A 23,457-nucleotide genomic window follows, 5' to 3' on the forward strand; every position below is an offset into this window, starting at 1 on the left:
GACTTTCGATGCTGACGCAACAGGCGGAACCGAAGGCTGTCCAAGACAGCCATCCGCTGACCAGACAGGGCGTGCAGTTTACCTGCTATCTGCTGCTTGGCGTGGTTGCTCCGCTGCTGATCTGGTTTGCCGCGCGCGATCCCAGCCTGACTTCACCAATTGTCGAAAGTACAGTTCCGGCGGTCGTCATCGCATGTATCGCGAGTTGGTATATTCTGGCCAGGCTTCGGCTGTACGCGAAGGCCCGCAGGCTATCATACGTTCTGCCAGTCAATTTTCTTACATTCGCTGCAGCGGCATCGGGTATTTTCGTTATTCGGGCGCCTTACAGCATCTCGCTTATCGGCTCATGTTTCGTCGCGACGCTAGCGACGAGCTATACGCTGACCGCATTGACCCGATTGGGCAGCAAGCCGCAATTTATTGTCGATGGCGGGCGCGTTTCAGAGCTACCTAGCCGGCCAGGGCAGCATCGAGTCAATTCGCCAGCCGAGATAGAGGCGATGATCGACAATGGTACTCTACAAGCCTCGCTGGTTGGTGATCTACACTTCGATCACGACGACGACTGGGAAAGACTGTTCGCCAAGGCCGCGCTACGCGGCATCCCAGTCTATCACTACCGGCAAATTCTGGAACTCGAAACAGGCCAGGTGCGAATCGACCGGCTTAGCGAAAATGTCCTTGGTTCGCTCATCCCGAACCTGCCCTATATGGCGCTCAAGCGCACAATCGACGTGCTCGCGGTGATTGTTTTAAGCCCAGCGTTACTGACTCTGATGGCTGTCATCACGCTAGTCATCAAACTCGATTCCAAAGGCTCGGTCCTTTTCATCCAAGAGCGGACAGGTTTTCGCGGTGAAATCTTCCGAATGGTCAAATTCCGTACCATGCGCACACGCGAAGTGGGCGGCGATGCCCTCGCCAAGCGCGAAGATGCCATGACCAAGAGCGACGATGACCGCATCACTCGCGTCGGTCGCTTTCTGCGCAAAGTACGACTCGACGAACTTCCGCAGGCTTGGAACATCCTGAAAGGTGAGATGAGCTGGATTGGCCCGCGGCCCGAAGCGATCAGCCTTTCGGAATGGTATGAGAAGGAAATCCCATTCTATTCCTATCGCCATATCGTCCGGCCCGGATTGACCGGATGGGCGCAGGTCAATCAGGGCCACGTTACCGATCTTGGTGATGCGAATGCCAAACTCCGCTATGATTTTTATTATGTGAAGAATATTTCCCACTGGCTCGACATGCTGATCGCTCTCAAAACAATCCGCGTTGTGCTGGGCGGGCTCGGCGCGAAGTAACGCTCCACCAATTTCCGAAGGTACAGACACAATGCGCAAGGTTCTCGTTACCGGAACAGCCGGTTTTATCGGCTTCCACCTCGCCCAATTGCTATTGAAAGAGGGTTTTGCGGTCGTCGGCTTTGACGGGATGACCGACTATTACGACGTGCGGATCAAAGAGCGCCGTCATCAAATGCTACTCCAGAACGAGCATTTCAAAGCGCATATCGGCATGCTCGAAGATTTCGATGCGCTGCGCGATCTGATGCTGGAAGAAAAACCCGATGTGATCGTCCATTTGGCGGCTCAGGCTGGCGTTCGTTACAGCCTCGAAAATCCGCGTGCTTATCTCGATTCCAACATTACCGGCACATTCAATATTATGGAGTGCGCGCGCGAATTGGGTGTTGATCATTTGCTGATGGCCAGCACCAGCAGCGTCTATGGCGCGAATGAAGACATGCCGTTTGACGAGCTGGAGCGGGTCGAAACGCCGCTGACTTTCTACGCCGCGACCAAGAAAGCCAATGAGTCGATGGCACATTCCTATGCTCATCTGTGGAACCTACCAACGACCATGTTCCGCTTCTTCACCGTCTACGGTCCCTGGGGTCGGCCCGATATGGCGCTATTCAAATTTACCAAAGGTATTCTCGATGGAACACCCATCGACATTTACAATCACGGCGAGATGTATCGTGATTTCACGTTCGTTACGGATCTGGTGCGCGGCATACGGCTACTCATCGATGCGGTGCCCGAACGACCCGGAACCAAAGATGACATCGCAGAAGGGGACAGCCTTTCGCCAGCCGCTCCATTCCGCGTGGTCAATATCGGCAATAGCGACAAGGTCAAATTGACCGACTTTATCGACGCGATCGAGCAAGAATGCGGGGTGAAGGCCGAGCGCAATTACATGGAAATGCAGAAGGGTGACGTCCCAGCGACATGGGCCAATGCCGATTTGCTCAAGTCACTGACCGGATACCAGCCGCAAACCGATTTCCGCGAGGGAATCCGGCAATTCGTCGAATGGTATCGGTCTTATTACAGCGTGTGATTAGCTAGCGAGCCGCAAGCCCGGCTTGTTTGGCTTAATCTGCGCATCGGGCCAGATTCCGCGGGTGTCATAGACGACAGAATGCTGGCGTTCCTCTGCTGGAACGACTTTGAAGATGTCATGATCCACCAGAACAATCAGAATGCCGCAATTTTCGAGCGCAAAATCGAGATCGACGAGCTCAGCACCGGTCGATTCGAATTCGCGCGGAAGTTCAGCCGCATAAGGCTCAACAATCTTTACACGCTCACCAAATTGGCGGGCAATTTTCGCCGCAACAAAGCGTGCAGGGCTCTCGCGGAAATCATCGATATTGGCTTTGAAAGCAAGCCCGAGACACGCGACCGGCGCCCCAGGATTGGCTTCGATAAGCTGGATCGCTTGCTCGACCACATGGTGCATTTTCGCATCATTCACCTCGCGCCCGGTCCTGATCAGGGGAGATTGCGCAGGCGCGCCATGGATGATGAAATAGGGATCAACCGCAATACAGTGCCCGCCGACTCCCGGGCCGGGCTGCAGGATGTTTACACGCGGATGGCGATTGGCGAGCTTGATCACTTCCCAAACATCCAAGTCCATCTCGTCCGAGATCATCGAGAGCTCGTTGGCAAAGGCAATGTTCACATCGCGATAGGCGTTTTCGACCAGCTTGGTCATCTCCGCCGACCGCGCGTCAGTGGTCACACACGTTCCGCGCACAAACCGTTTGTAGAAAGCCAGCGCCTTACGGGCACAGCGCGGGGTGATTCCGCCAATGGAGCGGTCATTATGCGTGAGCTCTTCAAGAATTTTGCCGGGCAGCACGCGCTCGGGACAATAGGCAATGGCCACATCGGGCGTCTCGTCGGTTTTGCCGGGGAGCTTGAGATCCGGGCGCAGTCCAGAAATCAGATCGCGCATCGCTTCGGTCGTACCGACAGGCGATGTCGATTCAAGAATGATAATATCGCCCTTTTTGAGCACTCCGGCCACTTCAGTCGCGGCTGACATCACATAGGATGTGTCCGGCGTATGATGGCCGTCTTTCTCGAACGGTGTTGGGACAGCGATCACAAATACGTCGGCCGGCACAATCATTGTCGAGGCCTTCAGCATACCGCGCTGGACCACGCCGCGCACAAGCCCGTCAAGATCAACCTCTTCAATATGGATTTCGCCGCGGTTTATCGTTTCGACCACACTCTCTGTTACGTCGACACCGGTGACAGGGCAGTTTGCCCGAGCGATTATTGCTGCCGTCGGCAGGCCGATATAGCCGAGGCCGATAACACAGACTTGGGGTTTTTCTTCGCCGCGCATGATTGTCCCGCTGAATTTGTTTCAGCCTGACCGTTACGAGCAAAGGGTAAACATAGCGGTAACGATAGCAGCTTGTTCAGGCCCTCAAGCGCCGGGCGCTGACATCCGTCAGCTTGGCTGCCTCGCATAAGCTCGGGCGGCTGGTCGGCCTTGCGATTCGCTTCCGCGAACCGGATCAGTTCTTAGCCAGGGCCTCAACAATGCGGCCCACCGCCTGGCCATCACCAAACGGATTATGGGATTGCGCCATGGCATCATAGGCCGCTTGGTCGTCGAGCAAGCGATTGCACTCTGAGACAATCATGTCGGCGTCAGTACCGACCAGCTTGGCTGTTCCTGCTTCGACGCCCTCTGGGCGCTCGGTCGTTTCGCGCATCACCAGCACCGGCTTGCCCAACGCGGGCGCTTCCTCCTGCACACCGCCACTATCGGTCAGCATCAGCGTGCAAATGTCGAGCAACCGAGCGAAATGCGGGTAGTCGAGCGGTTCGATCAAAGCGACATTGTCTAATCCTTCGAGCTCCTCGGTCATCACTTTGCGGACATTGGGATTGAGATGGACGGGGAAGATCATCGCCACATCATCGCGCGCCGCAATTCGCCGGATCGCATCAGCAATGGCTTCCATCCCCCCACCAAAATTCTCGCGCCGATGGCTGGTCACACCAATGATGCGTTTTCCCGCGAAGCGCTGCTCCAGCTCGGCCAGATTAGTAGCGAGTTCCGGCTTCTGCTTGATCTGCTCCGTGATCCAATGGAGCGCATCGATGACCGTATTGCCCGTGACGTAAATGCTGGCCGGATCGACCGCTTCACGCTTCAAGGCCCCGGCCGCCGTCTGGGTCGGCGCGAAATGTAGAGCGGCAAAGCTGCCGACAATCTTGCGATTGACCTCTTCCGGCCATGGATGATGAATATTGCCGCTGCGCAGGCCCGCTTCGACATGCGCCACAGGGATCTTGCGGTAATACGCTGCAAGCGCACCGCTCATTGCGGTCGCTGTATCGCCCTGTACGATGACCCAATCGGGCTTTTCTTCGTCGAGAACCTTACCGATCCCTGTCAAAAGATTGGCGGTCAGCGCATCAAGCGTCTGGTCGGGCTGCATCAGATCAAGGTCATGATCGGGGGAAATGTCAGCTATCTCAAGAACTTGATCGAGCATCCCGCGATGCTGGCCGGACACACAGACCCGCTGGTCGAACCGCTCATCTCGCTCCAACGCATGGACGAGCGGGAAGAACTTGATGGCTTCGGGACGTGTGCCGAATACGCTGAGGATCTTGATTGGCGGGCTCATGCGCAGCGGCTTACGACAGGAAGGTTAATTCTGCCTATCTGTGGGTTAACTTCATGGCTCAGCCTTCTGGCGTAGCGTTCGGATCGGGCAGAGGCTCTGCCTCGGCTGCGTTGCCTTCATCACCCGGGAGCGGCGCATCGCGCTCTTTCTCCAGACGCTCGAGATATTCGCGTTCGATCGCCTCGACCCGCTCTTGTTCCTCGGCCGCATCTTCGTCGATCGTCGCCAAGCGTTCGGCGCGGGCTTCCTCGATGAGCTGGCCAAAGCGGATATTTTTGCTTTCACCTTTCTCGCCATAGGCAGCTTTGATCATCTGGTCCGTGCAGCCAGTAATGCCGCCAGCGCCAGTCGGTGAGCAAGACATGGTGCCAAACGATCCGACAGTTTCGAAACTCTCGACACGCTCCGCCCACGCTACATTCTCGCCGCTGTCACTCTCACGCAGATTCTCCGGGATACGATACCGTTCGCCTTCTGCTTTTCGCGCGCAAACATTAATGACGTCCTCTGTCGATTCGGGACACTCGTCATCGCCGTAGATAATGACCATATTGACCTTATCGCCCGCGTCGTCCTGCGCGGCAGCAGGCGTGGCCAGAATCACGGATGCAGTTATTAATGTGGCAGCGAGTAGGTTTTTCATCGGTCAAATCCCGTGACAAATAATCATAAGCGGCACTAAGCGCGCGATGCGCTGAACACTATATGAAGCGCACAAAAGGGTGAAGTGGTTCCCGCGCGACTCTGCTCTAGATACGCTCTGCCAGTTTGATGGCAACTTTGCAGCCAAGGCGAATCGCGCCCGATAACAGCGGATAGGCGGGCGCTTTCTCGGCGCCGGCAGCCAAAGCGGCGTCGCGATGCTCGCGCTCATCCTCGCGAAATTCCTCGATCATCTGCGCCAGCTCTGGATCTGCATCGTCTTCTCCCAGCGCATCAAGCTGGTCCGAGTAATGCTTATCGATCTCGGTCTCGACCGCCGCAGTACACGCCATGGCCGCTTCGGGACCCAGCAGAGCCGTTCCCGCACCCAGCGCATAGCCCGCTGCCGACCAGAATGGGTGCAGCACAGTCGGGCGCACGCCGCGCCGTGCCATCAGCTCATTGAATTTCTCGTGGTGGCGATCTTCTTCGGCTGCCATCGCGGAAATCTCCGCAGACATCGGATGGCGATCTCCCATTACGGCTAGCTGGCCGGCGTAGATACGCGTCGCACCAAATTCGCCCGCCTGATCTACCCGGATCATCCGGTCAATTTTCACTTTGCTCTTATTGATCGTACTCATGCGCGACCTTTGAACAGTAAAGCCATATTCGCGCAACCCGCGCCGCAAGAGATCAGAAAATTCCACCCGGCAAGGCTTATGCCGAACAAGTCCCATGGCGATTTGTCACAACGGACTATTGGAGCGGTCATTATGGCATCAACAGCGCTGACCCCCGCCACGGCCGCAGTGACCGCGCAGTCGGTGATCCCTTCCCACCAACCATATTCGACGCCCGCGTGAAAGCCGCCAATCAGCCCCGAAACGACCATTGCAAGTGCGGAGAGCGTAACGAGTACACGCTTGGGCGGCGCAACAATAGAGAGCGCAGCGAAACCCAGCGCAGCGAAATGCGGCCAACGCTGCCACCAGCACATTTCGCACGGGAACAGGCCGAAAACGTACTCAGATATATAAGCGCCGCCGAGCAGCAATGCCGGAATCGCTAACGCAAGCCTCTGCGCCATTCTGCCGTGGGGCGATTCGATCATTGCCTAGTCCCGGCGGGCTACGGTGGTGGTCTTGGTCCGGCGCAGCGTTTCCAGAGCATAATGGAGCTGGAAGTCGTCGACACCCTGCTCTTTCAGTTCATCCGCCGTCAGCTGGAAGCGCGGATCATCGAGCTTGTCCGTTTCCATATCCTTGTCTTCCAGCGCCAATTCATTGACCAAATGTCCGCGCAGATCGGATTCGCGCATCTGGAACTTGGCGCGCTTCGCGTAATCCGGGTCGGATAGTTGCGGAACTTTAATATCGGGCGTGATCCCGCCTTCCTGCACCGACTTCCCTGCCGGCGTGTAGTAGCGCGCGGTCGTCAGTTTCAGAGCGCTATCACGGCCCAGTGCTAACAATGTTTGCACACTGCCTTTGCCGAAGCTTTGCTGGCCCATAATCACCGCGCGGCGGTGATCCTGCAGCGCGCCTGCGACGATCTCCGAAGCGGAGGCTGAGCCCGCATCGATCAGAACCACAACTGGCAGATCGGATGCGATCGCACCGCGAAATACCGATTCGGAATCATAGTAGATAGTTTCACCACGAGCGCGCCCCCGCTGCGAGACGATCCGGCCCTCTTCAAGAAACAGGTCGGACAAAGCCACCGCCTCATCGAGCGAACCACCCGGGTTCGAGCGCAGATCGAGGACCAAGCCGCTCACGCGACCCGTAGCTTCCTTGCGAATCGCTTGCCACGCTTTGAAGACATCGGAACCAACATCGCGGGAGAATTCGTTGACCGCAATAACACCGATATTGCCATCAGCCAGCGAGTGCGTGACCGGCTCAAGCTCGATCACGCCGCGCGTAACCGTCACGTCAAATGGCTCGTCGCGGCCAGAGCGGAATACAGTCAGGCGAATGGAAGTACCTGCGGGCCCGCGCATGCGGCTGACGGCTTCATCAAGATCGCCGCCGTAAATCAACTCTCCATCGAGGTGGGTAATGTAATCGCCGGCCTTGATACCCGCTTTGTCAGCGGGACTGCCACGGAACGGTGAAATGATCTTTACCGCGCCGTCGTCCATTATGACCGAAAGGCCCAAACCTGAATAATTGCCATCGATCATCGTTTCGAGGCGTTGGAGGTCCGACCCATCGAGATAGCCCGAATGAGGGTCGAGCGATGAGAGCATTCCATCAATCGCACCGCGGATCAGCTTCTCGTCATCGACTTCCTCAACGTAATTGGCTTTAATCTGCTGATAGGTCGCAAACAGCTTGGCAAACTCCGGGCCAACGCGCCCGTCAACCTGTGCAAACCCGGCAGTGGTCGCCGGAATAAGCGCGACAGCGGTAACAAGCGCAGCGGAGCGAGCAAGTGAGGCAAATTTGATGCGAGCCAGTTTCATAGATCAAGCCTTTCGATTCCAGCAGACCCTATCGCGCAAGCTTGCTGAATACCAGATGAGGAATGTTGATCCTCGCGCAGCGTCCCACGCTGGGGCGAACGGTTTTGAAGCATTAACTGGTAAGCTCCAATGAATCGGCCGATGCAAGGCCGATAAATAGCCAGGGCTATTGCAGATATCGGAGCGGGTTTACCGGCGTCCCGTCGCGGCGCAGTTCGAATGTGACCACTGGCCGTTCGCCACCGGCAACCCCGAGCGGTGATCCGGATACAAGTTCCTGGCCGACGCTGATGTCGGTGCGCGCCAGACCCGTGACCAAGCTGGTCCAGCCACCTTCATGTTCGATAATAACAATCCGGTCATAGCCCCGATAGGGTCCAGCGAAAGCAACCCGTCCTTCGGCAGGCGCGACAATCTGGGCGCCTGCGCGCGGTGAGAGCGAGATGCCTGAGTTGCGCACTCCGCCGTCGCTTGCTTCTCCGAAGCCAGCAATTGTCCGGCCTGATACGGGTAGGCGAAACCCCGAGGAGGGAGCGGTTGTCGTTGGTATCGGTGACGGCGTACCGCTGGCGAGCGATGTTTGCGGGCTGCTGGGACGCATCGTTGGCCCCGGCAAAGCTGCCAATTCCTTGCGCAGGCTCCCCGCAGCGTCGAGTTGGTCGACGAGCGAGTCCAGATCGCGCGCCTCTTCCGCTAGGGCGAGTGCACGTTCCACTTCACGATCGGCATCTCCGCTCGCTTGGCGCGATGCCAAGCGCTGGCGCGTTTCAAGCGCCGCAAGGCTAGTGCGCCGTTCGCCGAGCTGTTCTTCGCTATCGCGCAATGCCGCAAGCGCCTGTTGCGCCTCATTTTCCAGAGCCAGGCCCTTTTCGATTTCGCCGCGGAGAGCCGCAGTGCGTTTGCGGACCTCAGGGATCGTGCTTTCGAGCATGGCGCGCAAATACACGGTTTCGCGCAAACTGCCCGGTTTTAAGACCGATAGCGCCAATGGCCGGCGCGCAAGCTTTTGTAGTGCGCCCGTCAGCCGCACAAGCGGGCCACGCCGCGCGGCCAGCCGCCGGTTTAATGTGTTTTGCTGATCACCAATCAGTGCGATGCGCGCTTCTGCAGCTGCTATGCCCGCTTCCGCCTGCTGTATCCGCGCGGCCAATGCGGCGGCTTCGGTGGCGGTCTTCTGCGCCGCTTCAGTGGCGGCGCGGGCTTCCGCCTCTAACCGCTTGCCGCGCTTTTCTGCCTCATCTGCTTCACTAAGCGCCCTGTTTAGCGCCTCACGCGTGGTCGCCGGATCGTCAAATACTGCGTCGCGCTGCGCAAACGCGACTGTTGCCACCGCCGCTGAAAGGACAAATCCAATGCCGAGAAATTTGGGCGTTAACCGCATTCACCTACCCTGCACGATGATAGGGATGGCCCGCAAGGATTGTCGTGGCGCGGTAGAGTTGCTCCATCAACATTGCCCGGGCCATCAAATGCGGCCAAGTGGCCTTACCAAATGCGATCAGCACGTCTGCGCTGTCCCGCTCTGCGCGCGTGTGACCATCCGCCGCCCCGATCACAAAGCGCGCTTCGCGCATGCCGTCGTCGCGCCAGCCGCCTAACAACTTGGCGAAACGTTCGGAATCGAATTGCTGCCCTCGCTCATCAAGCAACACGGTTTTGCAAGGCGTCTGAGGTTCGGGAATCTTGCCGCCAGTTTCAGGCAGTTCAGTGAGTTTCACCGGCCACGTCAGCCGCTTCTCGTAACGCGCAACCAGTTCGGCCTCTGGAGAGCGGGCGATCTTTCCGCGCGCAATGACATGAAGCTGCATGGATCAGTTCCGCGCAGCTAGTTCTTAGGCGTTGCCCGATGCCACCGGAGGCGCATCACCGAAAGCCCACATCCGCTCGAGATTGTAGAAGCTCCTGACTTCCGGACGGAACAGATGAACGACCACATCGCCGCCATCGACCAGCACCCAATCGGCGGCAGGCAGACCTTCCAAGCGGACCGGGCCATGCCCGTCTTTCTTAATCCGCTCGGCCAGCTTCTGCGCCATCGACGCGACCTGGCGTGTCGAGCGGCCCGACGCGATCACCATATGATCGGCGATGCTCGATTTACCTTCTAGCGGGATCGTCACGATATCTTGCGCCTGATCATCGTCGAGCTGTGACAGCACAGTGGCGAGCGGCGAGCCCGGTTCAGCCTTGACCTCAGTCATAGCGGAATCGGCATTAGTTGGTGGCGCCTCAGTCATAGGCGTTCTGGATACCTCGGTTATCATGAATGAACTTTGTATAATTGTGAAATGAGGATGGTGAGCAGCCTATCATGCTGCTCAAATCGCTTCATCTGTTGAAACTATGCGGTGAGTCACTTGGTCACGCAGCGAATAGGTCGACAATCGGGATGCCCAGTTCGGGTCGGCCTGCCGGATAGCGGTAGCCGAGCGGGAATCGGGGTCAAATCGTAATGTCACCAGTGCCGGTGCGCTCCTTATGGTCCCTTGTCTAAACTGCGCTGCAGACATCCGGTAACGCCTGAGCCACGCCATTGCGGGACTGGCAACAGCATCCGCCTCATAGCCGGGCCTCGCGATGACCGCAATCGGCATTGTTCTCGCGATATCGCGCCAGCGCCGCCAGCGGTGAAATTGCGCGAGATTGTCCGAGCCCATCAGCCATGTGAAATCGCGTTTGGGATAGCGCACGGTGATCTTCTTGAGCGTATCGACGGTATAGCGAGTCTGCATTTCCCGCTCAATCGCGGTGACCTTAATCGGCACTCGTCTGGCTTGCTCGATCGCGGACTGCATCCGCGCGGTAAGGGGTGCCATGCCCTGTTTCGGTTTCAACGGATTGCCAGGCGAAACCAGCCACCAAATCTCATCCAGCCCTAGCGCCTCCATCGCGAACAGCGAAACCCGGCGATGTCCGCCATGCGCAGGGTTGAAACTGCCGCCAAGAAGCCCTGTCCGGATCGTCATGCGGATCACCTAGCACCAGCCGCAAGTTCTGTCAGGCGGTCAGATCGTGTTGCGAATCGGATCTTTAAACCGCAAAGATTGAGCGATTCGCAAACTGAATCTCTACAAACTTGGGAACGTTCAAACGTTTCATCGCGGGATTCCGTCGATTCGGCTTCGAATGTCCTTACGCCAGGGTAAACCGATTCGACCCTCGACGATTCCCGTGCTAGCTGCGCCGCTCAATAAAGATAACGGGTCGTGGGGACTTTCCATTGGTTAAAAACATAACAGCAGACGGTTGGCGTAACCGTTTGGCTGACTGGTTCCCGGACCGCGAATTTTTCATGCGGTCGCAGGGTCAAGTTCGCTTCATCAAGGTATCGTCCAAAGTGCAGAAAATCGCAGCGCTTGTGGTGCTTGCGGCCCTGCTCGCTTGGGGTATCTCCATGGCGGTTATGGCTTGGGCTCAATATCAAGCCCAAGCGGAGCGCTCATCTCTTCTTGAGCGCGAGGCGCGCGTCGCGACGACACAAGAACGTATTGACGCATATTCAGGCGACATTGACAAAGTTGCAGCTGATCTGGCTGCACGACAGGATTTTGTCGAAGCGGCAGCAGCAGCGCTTCCGGAAGACATTACTGACCAATCTGAGGCAGACACGGTTAGCGATTCGGCAAGTGAAGCGACTGAAACTGTTTCCAAGATCAGTGCGTTGATTCCCGAAGCCGCAGCGCTCGCCGAATTGGAAGCGCGGCAGCTGGCATTTGTGGAGCGATTGACACGTTTCGCTGACCGCCGCGCAGCACGCGCTGCCAGCGCTATTCGTCAACTCGGCCTTGATCCGCGCGCAATAGAACAGTCTGCGAGTCAGGAAGCCATGGGCGGCCCTCTCAACACCCTGTCGACCAGCGCGGACGGCAATATCGATCCGCGCTTCGAACGGCTTGGCCTCAGCATGGCCCGCATGGCTGCGCTGGAACGCGGCTTACAAGGTATACCGCAAGTCGCCCCCGCTAATCCCGAGTCCATTTCGTCAGGCTTCGGTTATCGCCGCGATCCTTTCACTCGCCGGGGCGCAATGCATTCTGGCCTGGATTTCAAAGGCCCTCGCGGCGCGCCAATCTATTCTGCGGCCCAAGGCACTGTGTCATATGTCGGTTGGAAATCTGGCTACGGAAAAACGGTCGAAGTCAGCCATGGTAACGGATTGATGACACGCTACGCTCACATGTCCAGATTCGCAGCCGCTGTGGGGCAGGATGTCGCCGCCGGTGACGTCATTGGCGCGATTGGCAATACAGGCCGCTCAACCGGCCCGCACTTGCATTTCGAAGTGCGTATTAACGGCCGCGCGGTAAACCCGCGCCCTTTCTTGGAGAAAGCCCCCCATGTTCTCAAAAAAGCCCGAGCAGCAGACGCCCCGCGTCAGCCAGGCGAGTAATTTCATGTCCAGCAAGAACTCGACCTTTTCGGTGATAGGTTCGGATGTGACCATCAAAGGGGATGTGTCGGCATCAACCGAACTGCATGTTGACGGTGCCATTGAAGGTGACATCACCTGCGCCTCACTCGTTCAGGGTGAAGCGAGTAACATCAACGGCGCGATCAAAGCGGAATCCGCCCGCATGGCTGGTACGCTTACCGGCTCTATTACCGCACGCGAGTTGGTCATTCTAAAATCCGCCAAGATCCACGGCGATGTGCAGTATGACGCATTGACAATTGAGCAAGGCGCACAAGTTGAAGGACGTTTTGCACTTCAGGGATCGCAAAACACCGGTTCTACCAAGGGTAAATCAGCGGCCGGTAGCGACGAGGAGCCCAAGCTCATCGTCGCGAACTAAGCGCGCCCGTTCGAGCGGGCTCATATCAAATTATTTTTGAACTTCGGCTCGCAACGCTTTGCGGTCGAGCTTGCCGATCATTGTTTTCGGTAACTCGTCACGGACCACAACTTTCGACACGCGTTCGTGTTTGCCCACCCGCTCATTAAGCCATGTAGCCAGTTCCTCACCGCTGGCAGCAATCCCTTCGTTGAGAGTGATATACGCGTATGGTGTTTCGCCGAGATAATCATCCGGCATCCCGATCACCAGCGCTTCCTTAACTGCCTCATGCTCAACCAGCACCGCTTCGACTTGGCTTGGGAAGACTTTGAAGCCGCCCACAGCGATCATATCTTTGGTGCGGTCGACAATCTGGATGAACCCGTCATCATCGATCACGGCAACATCGCCGGTGCGCAGCCAAGGCTCACCTTCGATAATTACAAAAGCAGTGGCCGCAGCATCCGGCCGGTTCCAATACCCTTGCATGATCTGTGGCCCGCGAATGACTAACTCGCCAGGCTCACCTTCGGCAGCAGGTTTGGTAGCGTCTTCCTTATCGACGAAACGCACCAGAGTGCCTGGGACAACCTGCCCGATGGTCCCCGATTTGCGCACACCATCATAGGGATTGACCGACACTACGCCCGAACTCTCAGTCAGGCCGTAGCCTTCTACAACACGTACGCCGGTTGCGTTTTCGAAATTCTCGCGTGTTGGGGCTGAGATTGGCGCGCCGCCAGAGATACAGACCTTGAGCGATGAAAAATCGGTCTTCGCAAGCTTGGGATTATCGAGCAGGGCCTGAAACATGGTCGGCACGCCGGGGAAACCGGTCGCACCATGCTTGGCAATCGTATCCAGCACCTGCGCAACTTCGAAGCGCGGCACCATCGCTATCGATGCGCCGGTAACAACCGCATGATTGAGAAGCGCGGTGTTCGCAAATACATGGAACATGGGCAATGCGCCCATGAATACCTCGTCCTGCGCATTGTCGAACGGATTGATTGATGCGACTTGCTGCGCGTTTATCGACAGATTGGAGTGACTCAACATCGCCCCTTTGGGCGCACCGGTTGTGCCACCGGTATATTGCAGCAAAGCCAATGCATCGGTTGCGACTTCGGGTAAATCGGGGTGCTTTTGAAACAAGTACAGCGCCGAATTCGCACTCTGCAACAGCTGGTCCCACGCCAAGATCGCATCAGAATAGCTAATCCTGGCAATCTTACTGCGTGCGAAGAGCTTCATTGCAAGACCTTTGAGGCCCGGCAGCATTGCAGCTAATTTGCCGACCACGAGCGTTTCTAGCTCAGAGCAATCCAGCACCTTCTCAGCCGTATCGAAGAGCTCGGGTACGTCGATCGTCACCAAGGTCTTGGTGCCCGAATCGGCAACCTGCTGTGCAAGCTCCTCGACAGTGTATAGGGGCGAGAAGTTCACGACGACCGCGCCCGCCATCATCGCCCCATAATAGGCCGAGATGTAGAGCGGGACATTGGGCAGAAACAGACCGATCCTGTCGCCGGGCTCTACGCCTCGTTCTTTCAGCGCAAGTGCGAAACGCTGCGCATCGCTGAACAGCTCTTTGTAAGTGAAGCGCCGCCCCATGAAATACGCAAGCGGCGCATCGGGGAAGCACCGCGTGGTGGCCGCGAACATATCGGGCAACGCCATCGGCTCAAATGCAGTGTCCCACGGCGATGCGTGGTGATAGACGACTTCGGCGAACGGGTTACTGGCGCTACTGACACTCATGTAAGCGGGAATGGCAGCGCCCCGCGATCAGGGCAAGTCCCATTCCAGCCAACTCAGCGCCTTTTTGCCAAATGCGGCAAATTTACGCGCTGTCGCTGGTGCTTTCCACGGCGCTGTCTTCGACAGCTTCCTCATGCGGATTCTGCTCTGCCGCCGCAGCGCTGCCATCGGCTTCGCCCGCACGTTTGGCTTCAAGCCATGCAGCAGCTTCGGCTTCCTGTGCTGCTTCCGCAGCAGCCTTCTCTTCTGCGGCACGTTCTGCGTGGAGTTCAGCAATCAGCTTGTCTTTGTCGCTGACCTTCTCGACCGTGGGCGCTGCAACTTCAGCCTCTTCATCCACCTCGGGAACCGGAATATTTTTCGCCGCTTTGGCGACCACTGCGTCGAGCTCGCGCTGCGAACACAGACCCAGCGTTACCGGGTCTTTCGGTTGGATGTTCTGGATGTTCCAGTGCGTCCGGTCGCGGATCGCATTGATCGTATTGCGCGTTGTACCAATCAGCTTGGACACCTGTGCGTCGGAAATTTCGGGATGGTTGCGCAGCAGCCAAGCAATCCCATCGGGCTTGTCCTGGCGTTTCGACACGGGGGTATAACGCGGCCCCTTAGTGCGCGTAACTTCCACCGGAGCTTTCTGCATAACCAGGCTGTAGCTCGCGTCTGCCTCGCCTTTAGCAATCTCTTCCTGCGTCAATTCGCCAGAATGCAGCGGATCGCGGCCGGTATATTTGCTGCCCGCCAGATCATCCGCCATCGCTTGCACTTCGAGAATGTGCAGGCCGCAGAACTCGGCAATCTGCTCGAACGCAAGACCGCTATTATCGATTAGCCATGTGGCCGTTGCGTGCGGCATGAGAGGTTTGGCTTGGGGCTTAGATTGCGCCACGGGAAATCTCCGGAAAATACGGGCAGAAATAATAGGGCCGCCCCTTGCGGAGCGGCCGTTATGAAGATGATCTAGGGCATGCACCGCCTTTGGGCAAGCATTTACGCAGCGATCACATCATCATGCCCGGCCGGTACCAACCCGTCGAGAAATTGGCGGGTGGCAGCTTCCCAGCCGAATGTTGCACCATAAAGCGCGCAGTCCGCCCGGTTGCTGAACATTGCCGCCGCAACTGCACGCTCCAAAGCATCGGACAGCGCGCCAGTTGCATCTGTGACAATATCGACCGGACCCGGGACAGGAAACGCCGCGACTGGTGTGCCGCAAGCCAGCGCCTCGATCATCACTAGGCCAAAGGTATCGGTCTTGCTGGGGAAAACGAACACGTCGGCGCCAGCGTAACATCCGGCCAGATCGCGCCCGAACCGTTTTCCGAGGAAATGCACATGCGGGAACTTCCGCTCGAGCGCGGCTCTTGCTGGGCCGTCTCCGACAACAACTTTGCTGCCGGGGTAAGGGTTTGACAGAAACGCTTCGATATTCTTTTCGACCGACACACGCCCGACATAAAGCTGGATTGGACGCGGCAAATCAGCAAATTCAGCCGGGGCAGGAGCTTCGGGCGTAAAGCAATCGAGATCAACGCCCCGGCTCCATTGATGCAGATTGTTAAGGCCGCGGGCACGCAGTTCAGTGCGAATGCTCTCGGTCGCAACCATTATGCGTTGCGCAGGGCGATGGAACCACTCGATATAGCGCCAGAATGTATCCGCCGACACTGGCGTCCGGCTTGCCAAATAGTCTGGGAATTGCGTGTGATAAGCAGTGGTAAACGGCACATTACGCGTAACACAATATCGCCGCGCCGCGAAGCCTAGTGGCCCTTCAGTCGCAATATGCACAACCTCGGGAGCGAGCCCTGCAATACGTGCTGCTACCGCGCCCGGTCGGGCCAATGCCAGGCGAATTTCAGGATAAGTCGGACATGGGACAGAACGAAACTGATCGGGAGAGATGATCGTAACGTCACAGCCCCATTTGCGCAGAATTTCGCACGTGGTAGTGAGCGTGCGCACTACACCGTTCATTTGTGGCAACCACGCGTCGGTGATGATCACGATGCGCTGTGGCAATTTCCAAGCTGCATCTGCGTTGCGCGTGCAGTCGACAAACTGGTTCATGCCGCGACTTTTCCCGTTGATCGCTCAACCCCCTCGGTTCCAGTTGCGTGTTTGGCACCAGCGCGGTTTGCGATCTCCTCGGGCCAGTGGAGCAATTCCATGCGCCCATCGAAGTGCTCAACCAGAGCGTTGCAACCCTCGACCCAATCACCGTCATTGTAATATTGGACGCCTTCGAAATCGCGGATCTCTGCTGTGTGGATATGGCCACACACCACGCCATCGACCCCGCGCTCCTTGGCCGCGCGCGCGACAACTTCTTCGTAACGGGAAATGAACTCAACTGCGTTCTTCACGCGGTGTTTGGCGGTCTTAGAGAGCGACCAATAGGGCAAGCCAAACGCTCTTCGTGCGCGGTTGACCCATATGTTGAGGCCCATCGCCAAATGATAAAGCGCGTCACCTACGAAAGAGAGCCAGCGGTGAGCCAACATAATTGTGTCGAACTCATCACCATGTATGACCATCAGTTCGCGCCCATCGGCAGTAGTATGAAATGCGGCTCGCTTGATCTCGACACCGCCGAAACTCATCCCGGAGAATGGCCGAATCATCTCGTCGTGGTTTCCAGGAATATAAACGATCCGGGTGCCGCGCTTGGCCCGTTTGAGGACCCGCCAGACGATGTCATTATGCTCGGCAGGCCAGTAAAACTTCTTTTTCAGACGCCAGCCATCGATAATATCGCCTACCAGATACATCGTTTCGCTGTCGGTATGGTCGAGGAAGTCGATCAGCAATTCTGCATTACAGCCCTTTGTTCCGAGATGGATATCACTGATCCAGATCGTGCGGTATTTTTGCCGTTCGCCGCCGTCGGGTTCAGGAATGGCTGGCGGTTTAACCGGGAAATCGGCAATATTGCCCAAAGCGTTATAGTGCACCGCGGAATCTGCAGAGCTCTCGATATCCGGTAGAACAGCCATTCGTCCCTTGCTCCCGTCTGTTGGTGCAAGGGCTGTATTGGCAGCGTTCTATGACAGCAGAATCTCAGTTCAGTGACGGATTGGCGTAACAATTACACTTCCGCGTCAATCCATTGCGATAAAGTCCGGTAGCGCCTCTACGCGCTCGATCCATGAGCATATGTGCCTGTAGTCAGCGAGCTGGAAGCCTCCTGCATCGGCAACGTGAGTATAGGGATAGAGTACAATATCAGCGAGGCTCACAGCATCACCTGTCATCCATTTATGTGCGGCCAAATGGCTATCCATCAGCGACAGCGCTTCCGCACCCGCCGTGCGTTTGGCCATAATCTGCAAGCGTTGCTGATCTGACAGATTGGCCTCACCGACAAATTGCATCCAGAACCGCAAGGTCGCGACATTCGGTTCGTGACTATATTGTTCGAAGAACATCCAGCGGAGCATTTCCGCGCGGGCGAAGCGATCATCGGGAATAAGCGCCGATTTTTCGGCCAGGTACCAACACGCTGCATTACTTTCCGGAAGGAACTTATCGTCGATCTGCAACACGGGAATGCGGCCGCTCGGATTTACATTGGCCATAAAGTCGGGCGTTCGTGTTTCACCCTTGAGAATATTATACTGCTTGGTTTCAAGCGGGAGACCGAGCAGCGCAGCGGTCAGCTTGATCTTATAACAATTGCCGCTGCGCGGGTCTTCGTGAAGCGTGTAGTTCTCAGTCATTTCCGGTTCCCAGCACGATTTTGCCGATATGGCCGCCCGCCTCCATATGCGCATGCGCCGCAGCGGCCTCTTCCAGCGGGAAAGTCTGGTCCATTTCAGGCCTAAGCGAACCATCCTCGACATGCGGCCAGACAGTCTGGAATATCTCGTCGCAGAGCAGAGCTTTGAATGCGTCCGGACGGGCCCGCAATGTCGATCCCGTTAAAGTCAGCCGTTTCGCCATGATCTGCGCCATATTGAGTTCGGTTTTCATCCCGCCGAGCACAGCGATAGTCACGTGCCGACCATCCTCCGCAAGGCAGGCGAGGTTTCGCGGCACATAGTCGCCCGAGACCATGTCGAGCACCAATTGCGCTCCATTGCCATGGGTGACGCGCTTCACTTCCTCTACAAAGTCGGCTGACTTGTAATTGATCGCATGATCCGCGCCGATTTTGGTCGCAGCGGAACATTTTGCGTCGCTTCCGCACGTCACGATCACGGTCAGTCCGAACAGCTTGCCCAGCTTGATTGCCATAGTACCAATCCCGCTGGTGCCTCCATGAACGAGTAAAGTCTCACCCTCACACGCCCAACCGCGCTCGAACACATTATGCCACACGGTGAACAGTGTTTCGGGCAACGCGGCGGCTTCGGCAAGCGGCATTCCTTCGGGAACCGGCAGGCAATGCGCGATCTTAGCGATGCAATATTCCGCGTAACCACCACCGGTGACAAGAGCACAAACATTCTGCCCGACCCAATCCGGCGTCACGCTCTCGCCCTGGGCAACAATCTCGCCCGCAACTTCCAGCCCGGGGATCGGCGATGCATTTGGCGGTGCAGGATAGTGCCCCATCCGCTGGATCACATCGGGCCGATTGACGCCTGCATAGGCAACGCGAATCAGCACCTCGCCTTGCGCAGGGTGCGGAACAGGCAAAGTTTCCGCACGCAACACATCCGGTCCGCCGGGCTCGTCAAAACCCATCGCCTGCATAGTCGCTGGTATTTCAGTACCCATTCAAACCCCCTCGGGTCTCCGCCCGATTACGTCGTTTATTGTGTCATACCACGTCCGAACGACACCGATCTGTGGCTAAGTCGTAACAGATCACTTGTTTGTCGCCGAACTACCCCCACCTGACATTGACAGCAAGCACTCCCCCTTGCGAGTTTGTAAATTATGGAAAACGACGACCTCCCCCGCCGCACCGGCGACGCCGCGAGCAGGCTGGCAACCGAGGATCTCGGTCCCTATTCGCAAGAGGAGCTGGCGGAACGCATCATTCTGCTGGAAGCGGAAATCGTCCGGGTGAAGGCGCACCGCGACAAAGTATCGGCACATATGGCCGCTGCAGACGCCTTATTCGGGAAAAAGAGTTGATGGCGGCAAACGCTCGCAACTCCGCCCTCGACACCTATTTAGGTTTGGTTAACCATGCCTGCTCATACTCCCTCGCAAGAGGACTTAATCATCTAGCGCAGAAAGATAGCTGAATGCCCAGTTTCGCCCAGAACCTCGAAAAGACGCTCCATAACGCGCTTGCGAATGCCTCCGACCGGCGGCACGAATATGCCACGCTGGAGCATCTTCTTCTCGCGCTAATCGACGATGAAGATGCAGCGGCAGTGATGAAAAGCTGCGGTGTTGATCTGGGCGAATTGGGCGAGGTGGTGAAAACCTATCTCGATCAGGAATATCGGTCTCTCAAGACCGAAGAGGAATCGGACCCACAGCCCACCGCCGGTTTCCAGCGCGTGATCCAGCGCGCTATCCTGCACGTCCAGTCCTCTGGCAAAGACACTGTGACCGGCGCAAATGTGCTGGTCGCACTGTTTTCCGAGCGTGATTCTTATGCAGTTTACTTCCTGCAGCAGCAGGATATGAGCCGGCTCGATGCAGTGAGCTTTATCAGTCACGGCATCGGCAAGGGCGGCAAACAGCTAGATGTCGGCACCCCGCAAGGCTCCGAAGAAACCGCTGGCGACGAGAAGGCAGCCGAAGGCGGCAGCAAGAAAGAAACCGCGCTCGACCAGTTCACGGTCAATCTCAATAAGAAGGCTGAGAATGGCAAAATCGATCCGTTGATCGGCCGCGGTCCAGAAGTCGACCGGACAATCCAGATCCTGTGCCGCCGCAGCAAGAACAACCCTCTCTATGTTGGTGATCCTGGCGTGGGTAAAACCGCGATTGCCGAAGGCTTGGCGCGTAAAATCGTTGAAGGCGATGTGCCCGAAGTACTTTCCGATGCAGTGATCTACTCGCTCGATATGGGCGCTCTCCTGGCAGGTACACGCTACCGCGGCGATTTCGAAGAGCGGCTGAAGCAGGTTGTGAACGAATTGGAACAGATGCCCGAAGCGGTTCTGTTCATTGACGAGATTCATACGGTGATTGGCGCAGGTGCAACCAGCGGCGGGGCAATGGATGCCTCCAACCTGCTCAAGCCTGCGCTGAGCGGCGGCACAATCCGTTGCGTCGGCTCGACCACTTACAAAGAGTTCCGCAATCACTTCGAGAAGGATCGCGCGCTGCTGCGCCGTTTCCAGAAAATCGATGTGAACGAGCCGACAGTGGAAGATACAGTGAAAATCCTCAAAGGTCTGCGCAGCGCGTTCGAGGATCACCACAAAGTAAAATACACGCCCGATGCGCTAAAAACTGCCGTCGAACTCTCCGCCCGCTATATCAACGACCGCAAGCTTCCTGATAAGGCGATCGATGTGATTGACGAGGTCGGCGCCATGCAAATGCTGCTGCCGCCAAGCCGCCGCAAGAAGAAGATCACCGCGCGCGAGATCGAGCAGGTCATTGCAACCATGGCGCGTATCCCGCCCAAATCGGTATCAAAGGACGATAAGAAGGCGCTCGAAAATCTCGGCCGTGATCTGAAGCATGTGGTGTTCGGACAGGATGAAGCGATTACTCGGCTTTCCACCGCTATGAAGCTGAGCCGTGCAGGCCTGCGCGATCCAGACAAGCCGATCGGCTCGTTCCTGTTCTCCGGCCCCACCGGCGTCGGCAAGACCGAAGTCGCGCGCCAGCTTGCGAGCATCATGGGCATCGAGCTCAAACGCTTCGATATGTCCGAATATATGGAACGTCACAGCGTCAGCCGCCTGATCGGTGCTCCTCCGGGCTATGTCGGCTATGATCAGGGCGGTTTGCTGACCGATGCGATCGACCAAAACCCGCATTGCGTGCTGCTGCTCGACGAAATCGAAAAGGCGCATCCGGACCTCTTCAACATCCTGCTGCAGGTGATGGATAATGGCCGTCTGACCGACCATCACGGCAAGACGGTCGATTTCCGCAATGTCGTGCTGATCATGACCACCAATGCCGGTGCATCCGACATGGCCCGCAGCGGGATCGGATTTGGCGATGTGTCCAAGGAAGATGCGGGCACCGAAGCGGTGAAGAAGATGTTCACACCCGAATTCCGCAACCGCTTGGATGCAATCGTGCCGTTCGCCTATCTCGGCAAGAGCACTGTCAGCCGCGTGGTCGACAAGTTCATCCTGCAACTGGAGCTGCAACTGGCCGACCAGAATGTGCATATCCAGTTCGATTCGGATGCACGGGATTGGCTCGCAGCGAATGGCTATGACAAGCTCTACGGTGCACGGCCGATGGGCCGCCTGATCCAGGACAAAATCAAGCAGCCGCTCGCGGAGGAACTGCTGTTCGGCAAGCTCACCGGCGGGGGTGAAGTGCATGTGAGCGTGAAGGACGGCAAGCCAACATTCGAAGTGACCCCGGCACCGCCAAAAGCAGCAACCAAGAAAAAGCCCAAGAAGAAATCGGCGGCTAAAAAGACACCCCCCAAGAAGCCTGATGCGGATGCTGGCGAAGGGCCAGAGGATAGCGCCAAAGGCGAAGATAAGAGCTGATTCATTTTCGCTAGATGAGGTTACGGGGCGCCGGTCTTAACAGACTTGCGCCCCTCTTCAGTTGTAGCTTGCAACTTAGTGCCGTAGATCGTCGGGGAAGGAGACATCCACATGACCCTCTATGAACAATCTATTCCAGTATATCGCCAAGGCCTGACTATGCTTTCGGGTTTGCTGAACAAAGCTGAAGCGCATGCAAAAGGCGATACGCTACTTCAGGCCAAGCTTGCAGACGACATGCATCCGCTGGCGGTGCAAATTCGCTTTCTCTCGAACCAGCCCGGTGAAGCGGCAGAGCGATTGACCGGACGCGCGTTTACCTCGCGCGATGAGAATGATGCATCCTTTGCCGATGCCAAGGCAGCGCTTGCTAAAATGGACGAGTATCTTGGTTCGATCCAGAAAGGCGACATGAAAGACGGCGACAGTCAGACCGTATTGGATCTGCCCAATGGCATGCAGTTCACTATGACACTGTCTGAATACATTCGCGATTGGGCAATGCCGAATTTCTACTTCCACCTGACAACAGCCTACGCGATTCTCCGCGCAGAGGGGCTCGAGATCGGCAAGGCGGATTTCGTCCCGCATATGTTCAAATATGCGACCAAGATGCCTGAAAGCTAAGTGCGCGAATAACGACGCGGCCGGCCAGTTGCGCGGCGCAACATCTGGTGTCGTGACGCCTTAAGAAATATCGGCTGCGTCGACTGCAACGCTGTGATGTCTGGCGTTTTCTACATAATGCGCAACGCCCAGTCGCATCCCGGCAATCGCCGGTTCAGGCAAATCGCGCAGGAACTTGGCTGGGCGCCCCGCCCATAGCTGGCCCGGTTCCATAATCTTGTTCTCGGTTAACATCGCACCCGCCGCCAGCATTGCGTCGCTGCCAATCCGTGAATTGTTCATTGCAATCGCGCCGAGGCCGACAAAGCCGCGATCTTCTATAATGCATCCGTGGACCATCGCCATATGACCGATCAATACGTCATCGCCGATGATGCAGGGAGAGCCATCGGGCGAACCAGGACGCTCCGGATCACAGTGCACCACAGTGCCATCCTGAATATTGGATCGTTCTCCGATCACGATTCTGCTGACATCAGCACGCAGCACGCAATTATACCAGATCGAGGCTTCGGCGCCGATCTCGACATCGCCGACGAGCACGCTGCCTGGCGCGACAAACGCGCTTTCGTGGATCTGCGGACTCTTGCCGTGAATGGGAATGATGGTGACGCCGGGGCGGGAATTCTTCAT

General features: G+C 57.0%; 24 protein-coding genes. 7 read left to right on the forward strand and 17 right to left on the reverse strand.

Annotation, left to right across the window (positions count from 1 at the left end; genetic code table 11):
* Positions 1-8: 8 nt before the first annotated feature.
* Both GRI35_RS01640 and GRI35_RS01645 read left to right on the forward strand, forming a co-directional pair.
* Positions 9-1,310, forward strand: coding sequence for a sugar transferase (locus GRI35_RS01640; RefSeq protein ID WP_160612410.1), 1,302 nt, complete (start codon positions 9-11; stop codon positions 1,308-1,310).
* Positions 1,311-1,341: 31 nt separating this feature from the next.
* On the forward strand, positions 1,342-2,355 hold the full coding sequence (locus GRI35_RS01645) for a GDP-mannose 4,6-dehydratase (RefSeq protein WP_160612411.1): 1,014 nt from the start codon (positions 1,342-1,344) through the stop codon (positions 2,353-2,355).
* Here GRI35_RS01645 and wecC read toward each other — a convergent pair whose 3' ends face one another.
* From wecC to GRI35_RS01695, 10 genes are all read right to left on the reverse strand, one after another.
* Entirely contained in the window at positions 2,356-3,657 is a 1,302-nt protein-coding gene (wecC, locus tag GRI35_RS01650) for a UDP-N-acetyl-D-mannosamine dehydrogenase (protein ID WP_160612412.1), read from the reverse strand. It abuts the gene before it with no gap.
* A gap of 175 nt (positions 3,658-3,832) precedes the next feature.
* Positions 3,833-4,957 carry a non-hydrolyzing UDP-N-acetylglucosamine 2-epimerase gene (wecB, locus tag GRI35_RS01655; protein ID WP_160612413.1) on the reverse strand — a complete coding sequence of 375 codons (1,125 nt, stop codon included), beginning with the start codon at positions 4,955-4,957 and terminating at the stop codon, positions 3,833-3,835.
* Between the two features lie 58 nt (positions 4,958-5,015).
* The gene (locus tag GRI35_RS01660) at positions 5,016-5,600 is read right to left on the reverse strand and encodes a hypothetical protein (RefSeq protein ID WP_235900095.1); all 585 of its coding nucleotides are present in this window, start codon (positions 5,598-5,600) and stop codon (positions 5,016-5,018) included.
* A gap of 106 nt (positions 5,601-5,706) precedes the next feature.
* Positions 5,707-6,243, reverse strand: a complete 537-nt coding sequence (locus GRI35_RS01665) for a demethoxyubiquinone hydroxylase family protein (RefSeq protein WP_160612414.1) — start codon at positions 6,241-6,243, stop codon at positions 5,707-5,709.
* A complete protein-coding gene (locus GRI35_RS01670; protein WP_160612415.1) occupies positions 6,240-6,713 on the reverse strand; it encodes a disulfide bond formation protein B in 474 nt (157 codons plus the stop codon). Before GRI35_RS01670 ends, GRI35_RS01665 begins: the two co-directional genes overlap by 4 nt.
* A gap of 3 nt (positions 6,714-6,716) precedes the next feature.
* Entirely contained in the window at positions 6,717-8,054 is a 1,338-nt protein-coding gene (locus GRI35_RS01675) for a S41 family peptidase (protein ID WP_160614687.1), read from the reverse strand.
* A 181-nt stretch (positions 8,055-8,235) separates the two neighbouring features.
* On the reverse strand, positions 8,236-9,450 hold the full coding sequence (locus GRI35_RS01680; protein ID WP_160612416.1) for a murein hydrolase activator EnvC family protein: 1,215 nt from the start codon (positions 9,448-9,450) through the stop codon (positions 8,236-8,238).
* Between the two features lie 4 nt (positions 9,451-9,454).
* Entirely contained in the window at positions 9,455-9,877 is a 423-nt protein-coding gene (locus tag GRI35_RS01685) for a 23S rRNA (pseudouridine(1915)-N(3))-methyltransferase RlmH (protein ID WP_160612417.1), read from the reverse strand.
* Between the two features lie 24 nt (positions 9,878-9,901).
* Positions 9,902-10,270 (reverse strand): ribosome silencing factor, encoded by a 369-nt coding sequence (gene rsfS, locus GRI35_RS01690; RefSeq protein WP_235900096.1) that lies wholly within the window; start codon positions 10,268-10,270, stop codon positions 9,902-9,904.
* A gap of 117 nt (positions 10,271-10,387) precedes the next feature.
* Positions 10,388-11,035, reverse strand: coding sequence for a nicotinate-nucleotide adenylyltransferase (locus tag GRI35_RS01695; protein ID WP_160612419.1), 648 nt, complete (start codon positions 11,033-11,035; stop codon positions 10,388-10,390).
* A 254-nt stretch (positions 11,036-11,289) separates the two neighbouring features.
* Between GRI35_RS01695 and GRI35_RS01700 the strand changes: the two genes are divergently transcribed.
* A complete protein-coding gene (locus GRI35_RS01700) occupies positions 11,290-12,459 on the forward strand; it encodes a M23 family metallopeptidase (RefSeq protein WP_268894016.1) in 1,170 nt (389 codons plus the stop codon).
* Positions 12,460-12,463: 4 nt separating this feature from the next.
* On the forward strand, positions 12,464-12,862 hold the full coding sequence (locus tag GRI35_RS01705) for a bactofilin family protein (protein ID WP_202390482.1): 399 nt from the start codon (positions 12,464-12,466) through the stop codon (positions 12,860-12,862).
* Positions 12,863-12,892: 30 nt separating this feature from the next.
* Here the strand turns inward: GRI35_RS01705 and GRI35_RS01710 are convergent, their stop codons facing one another.
* From GRI35_RS01710 to GRI35_RS01735, 6 genes are all read right to left on the reverse strand, one after another.
* The gene (locus tag GRI35_RS01710; RefSeq protein ID WP_160612421.1) at positions 12,893-14,605 is read right to left on the reverse strand and encodes a long-chain-fatty-acid--CoA ligase; all 1,713 of its coding nucleotides are present in this window, start codon (positions 14,603-14,605) and stop codon (positions 12,893-12,895) included.
* An 82-nt stretch (positions 14,606-14,687) separates the two neighbouring features.
* On the reverse strand, positions 14,688-15,458 hold the full coding sequence (locus tag GRI35_RS01715; protein ID WP_160612422.1) for a DUF1013 domain-containing protein: 771 nt from the start codon (positions 15,456-15,458) through the stop codon (positions 14,688-14,690).
* A 134-nt stretch (positions 15,459-15,592) separates the two neighbouring features.
* On the reverse strand, positions 15,593-16,672 hold the full coding sequence (locus GRI35_RS01720; RefSeq protein WP_160612423.1) for a glycosyltransferase family 4 protein: 1,080 nt from the start codon (positions 16,670-16,672) through the stop codon (positions 15,593-15,595).
* Positions 16,669-17,598, reverse strand: a complete 930-nt coding sequence (locus GRI35_RS01725; RefSeq protein WP_160612424.1) for a UDP-2,3-diacylglucosamine diphosphatase — start codon at positions 17,596-17,598, stop codon at positions 16,669-16,671. The genes GRI35_RS01720 and GRI35_RS01725 overlap by 4 nt, the downstream gene beginning before the upstream one ends.
* Before the next feature lie 105 nt (positions 17,599-17,703).
* A complete protein-coding gene (locus tag GRI35_RS01730; RefSeq protein WP_160612425.1) occupies positions 17,704-18,321 on the reverse strand; it encodes a glutathione S-transferase family protein in 618 nt (205 codons plus the stop codon).
* A complete protein-coding gene (locus GRI35_RS01735) occupies positions 18,314-19,324 on the reverse strand; it encodes an NAD(P)H-quinone oxidoreductase (protein WP_160612426.1) in 1,011 nt (336 codons plus the stop codon). The genes GRI35_RS01730 and GRI35_RS01735 overlap by 8 nt, the downstream gene beginning before the upstream one ends.
* Before the next feature lie 162 nt (positions 19,325-19,486).
* Here GRI35_RS01735 and GRI35_RS01740 point away from each other — a divergent pair, with 162 nt between their 5' ends.
* The 3 genes from GRI35_RS01740 to GRI35_RS01750 all read left to right on the forward strand — a co-directional run bounded on the left by GRI35_RS01740 (position 19,487) and on the right by GRI35_RS01750 (position 22,824).
* Positions 19,487-19,687: a DUF1192 domain-containing protein gene (locus GRI35_RS01740; protein WP_160612427.1), complete on the forward strand. Its 201-nt coding sequence runs from the start codon at positions 19,487-19,489 to the stop codon at positions 19,685-19,687.
* Positions 19,688-19,800: 113 nt separating this feature from the next.
* Positions 19,801-22,197 (forward strand): ATP-dependent Clp protease ATP-binding subunit ClpA, encoded by a 2,397-nt coding sequence (clpA, locus tag GRI35_RS01745; protein WP_160612428.1) that lies wholly within the window; start codon positions 19,801-19,803, stop codon positions 22,195-22,197.
* A 111-nt stretch (positions 22,198-22,308) separates the two neighbouring features.
* Positions 22,309-22,824, forward strand: a complete 516-nt coding sequence (locus tag GRI35_RS01750) for a DUF1993 domain-containing protein (protein WP_160612429.1) — start codon at positions 22,309-22,311, stop codon at positions 22,822-22,824.
* Between the two features lie 60 nt (positions 22,825-22,884).
* Here the strand turns inward: GRI35_RS01750 and GRI35_RS01755 are convergent, their stop codons facing one another.
* The gene (locus GRI35_RS01755; RefSeq protein WP_160612430.1) at positions 22,885-23,457 is read right to left on the reverse strand and encodes a gamma carbonic anhydrase family protein; all 573 of its coding nucleotides are present in this window, start codon (positions 23,455-23,457) and stop codon (positions 22,885-22,887) included.

Origin of the sequence: Pontixanthobacter aestiaquae (genome assembly GCF_009827455.1) — a bacterium.
In the GTDB taxonomy this organism is placed as follows: Bacteria; Pseudomonadota; Alphaproteobacteria; order Sphingomonadales; family Sphingomonadaceae; genus Pontixanthobacter; species Pontixanthobacter aestiaquae.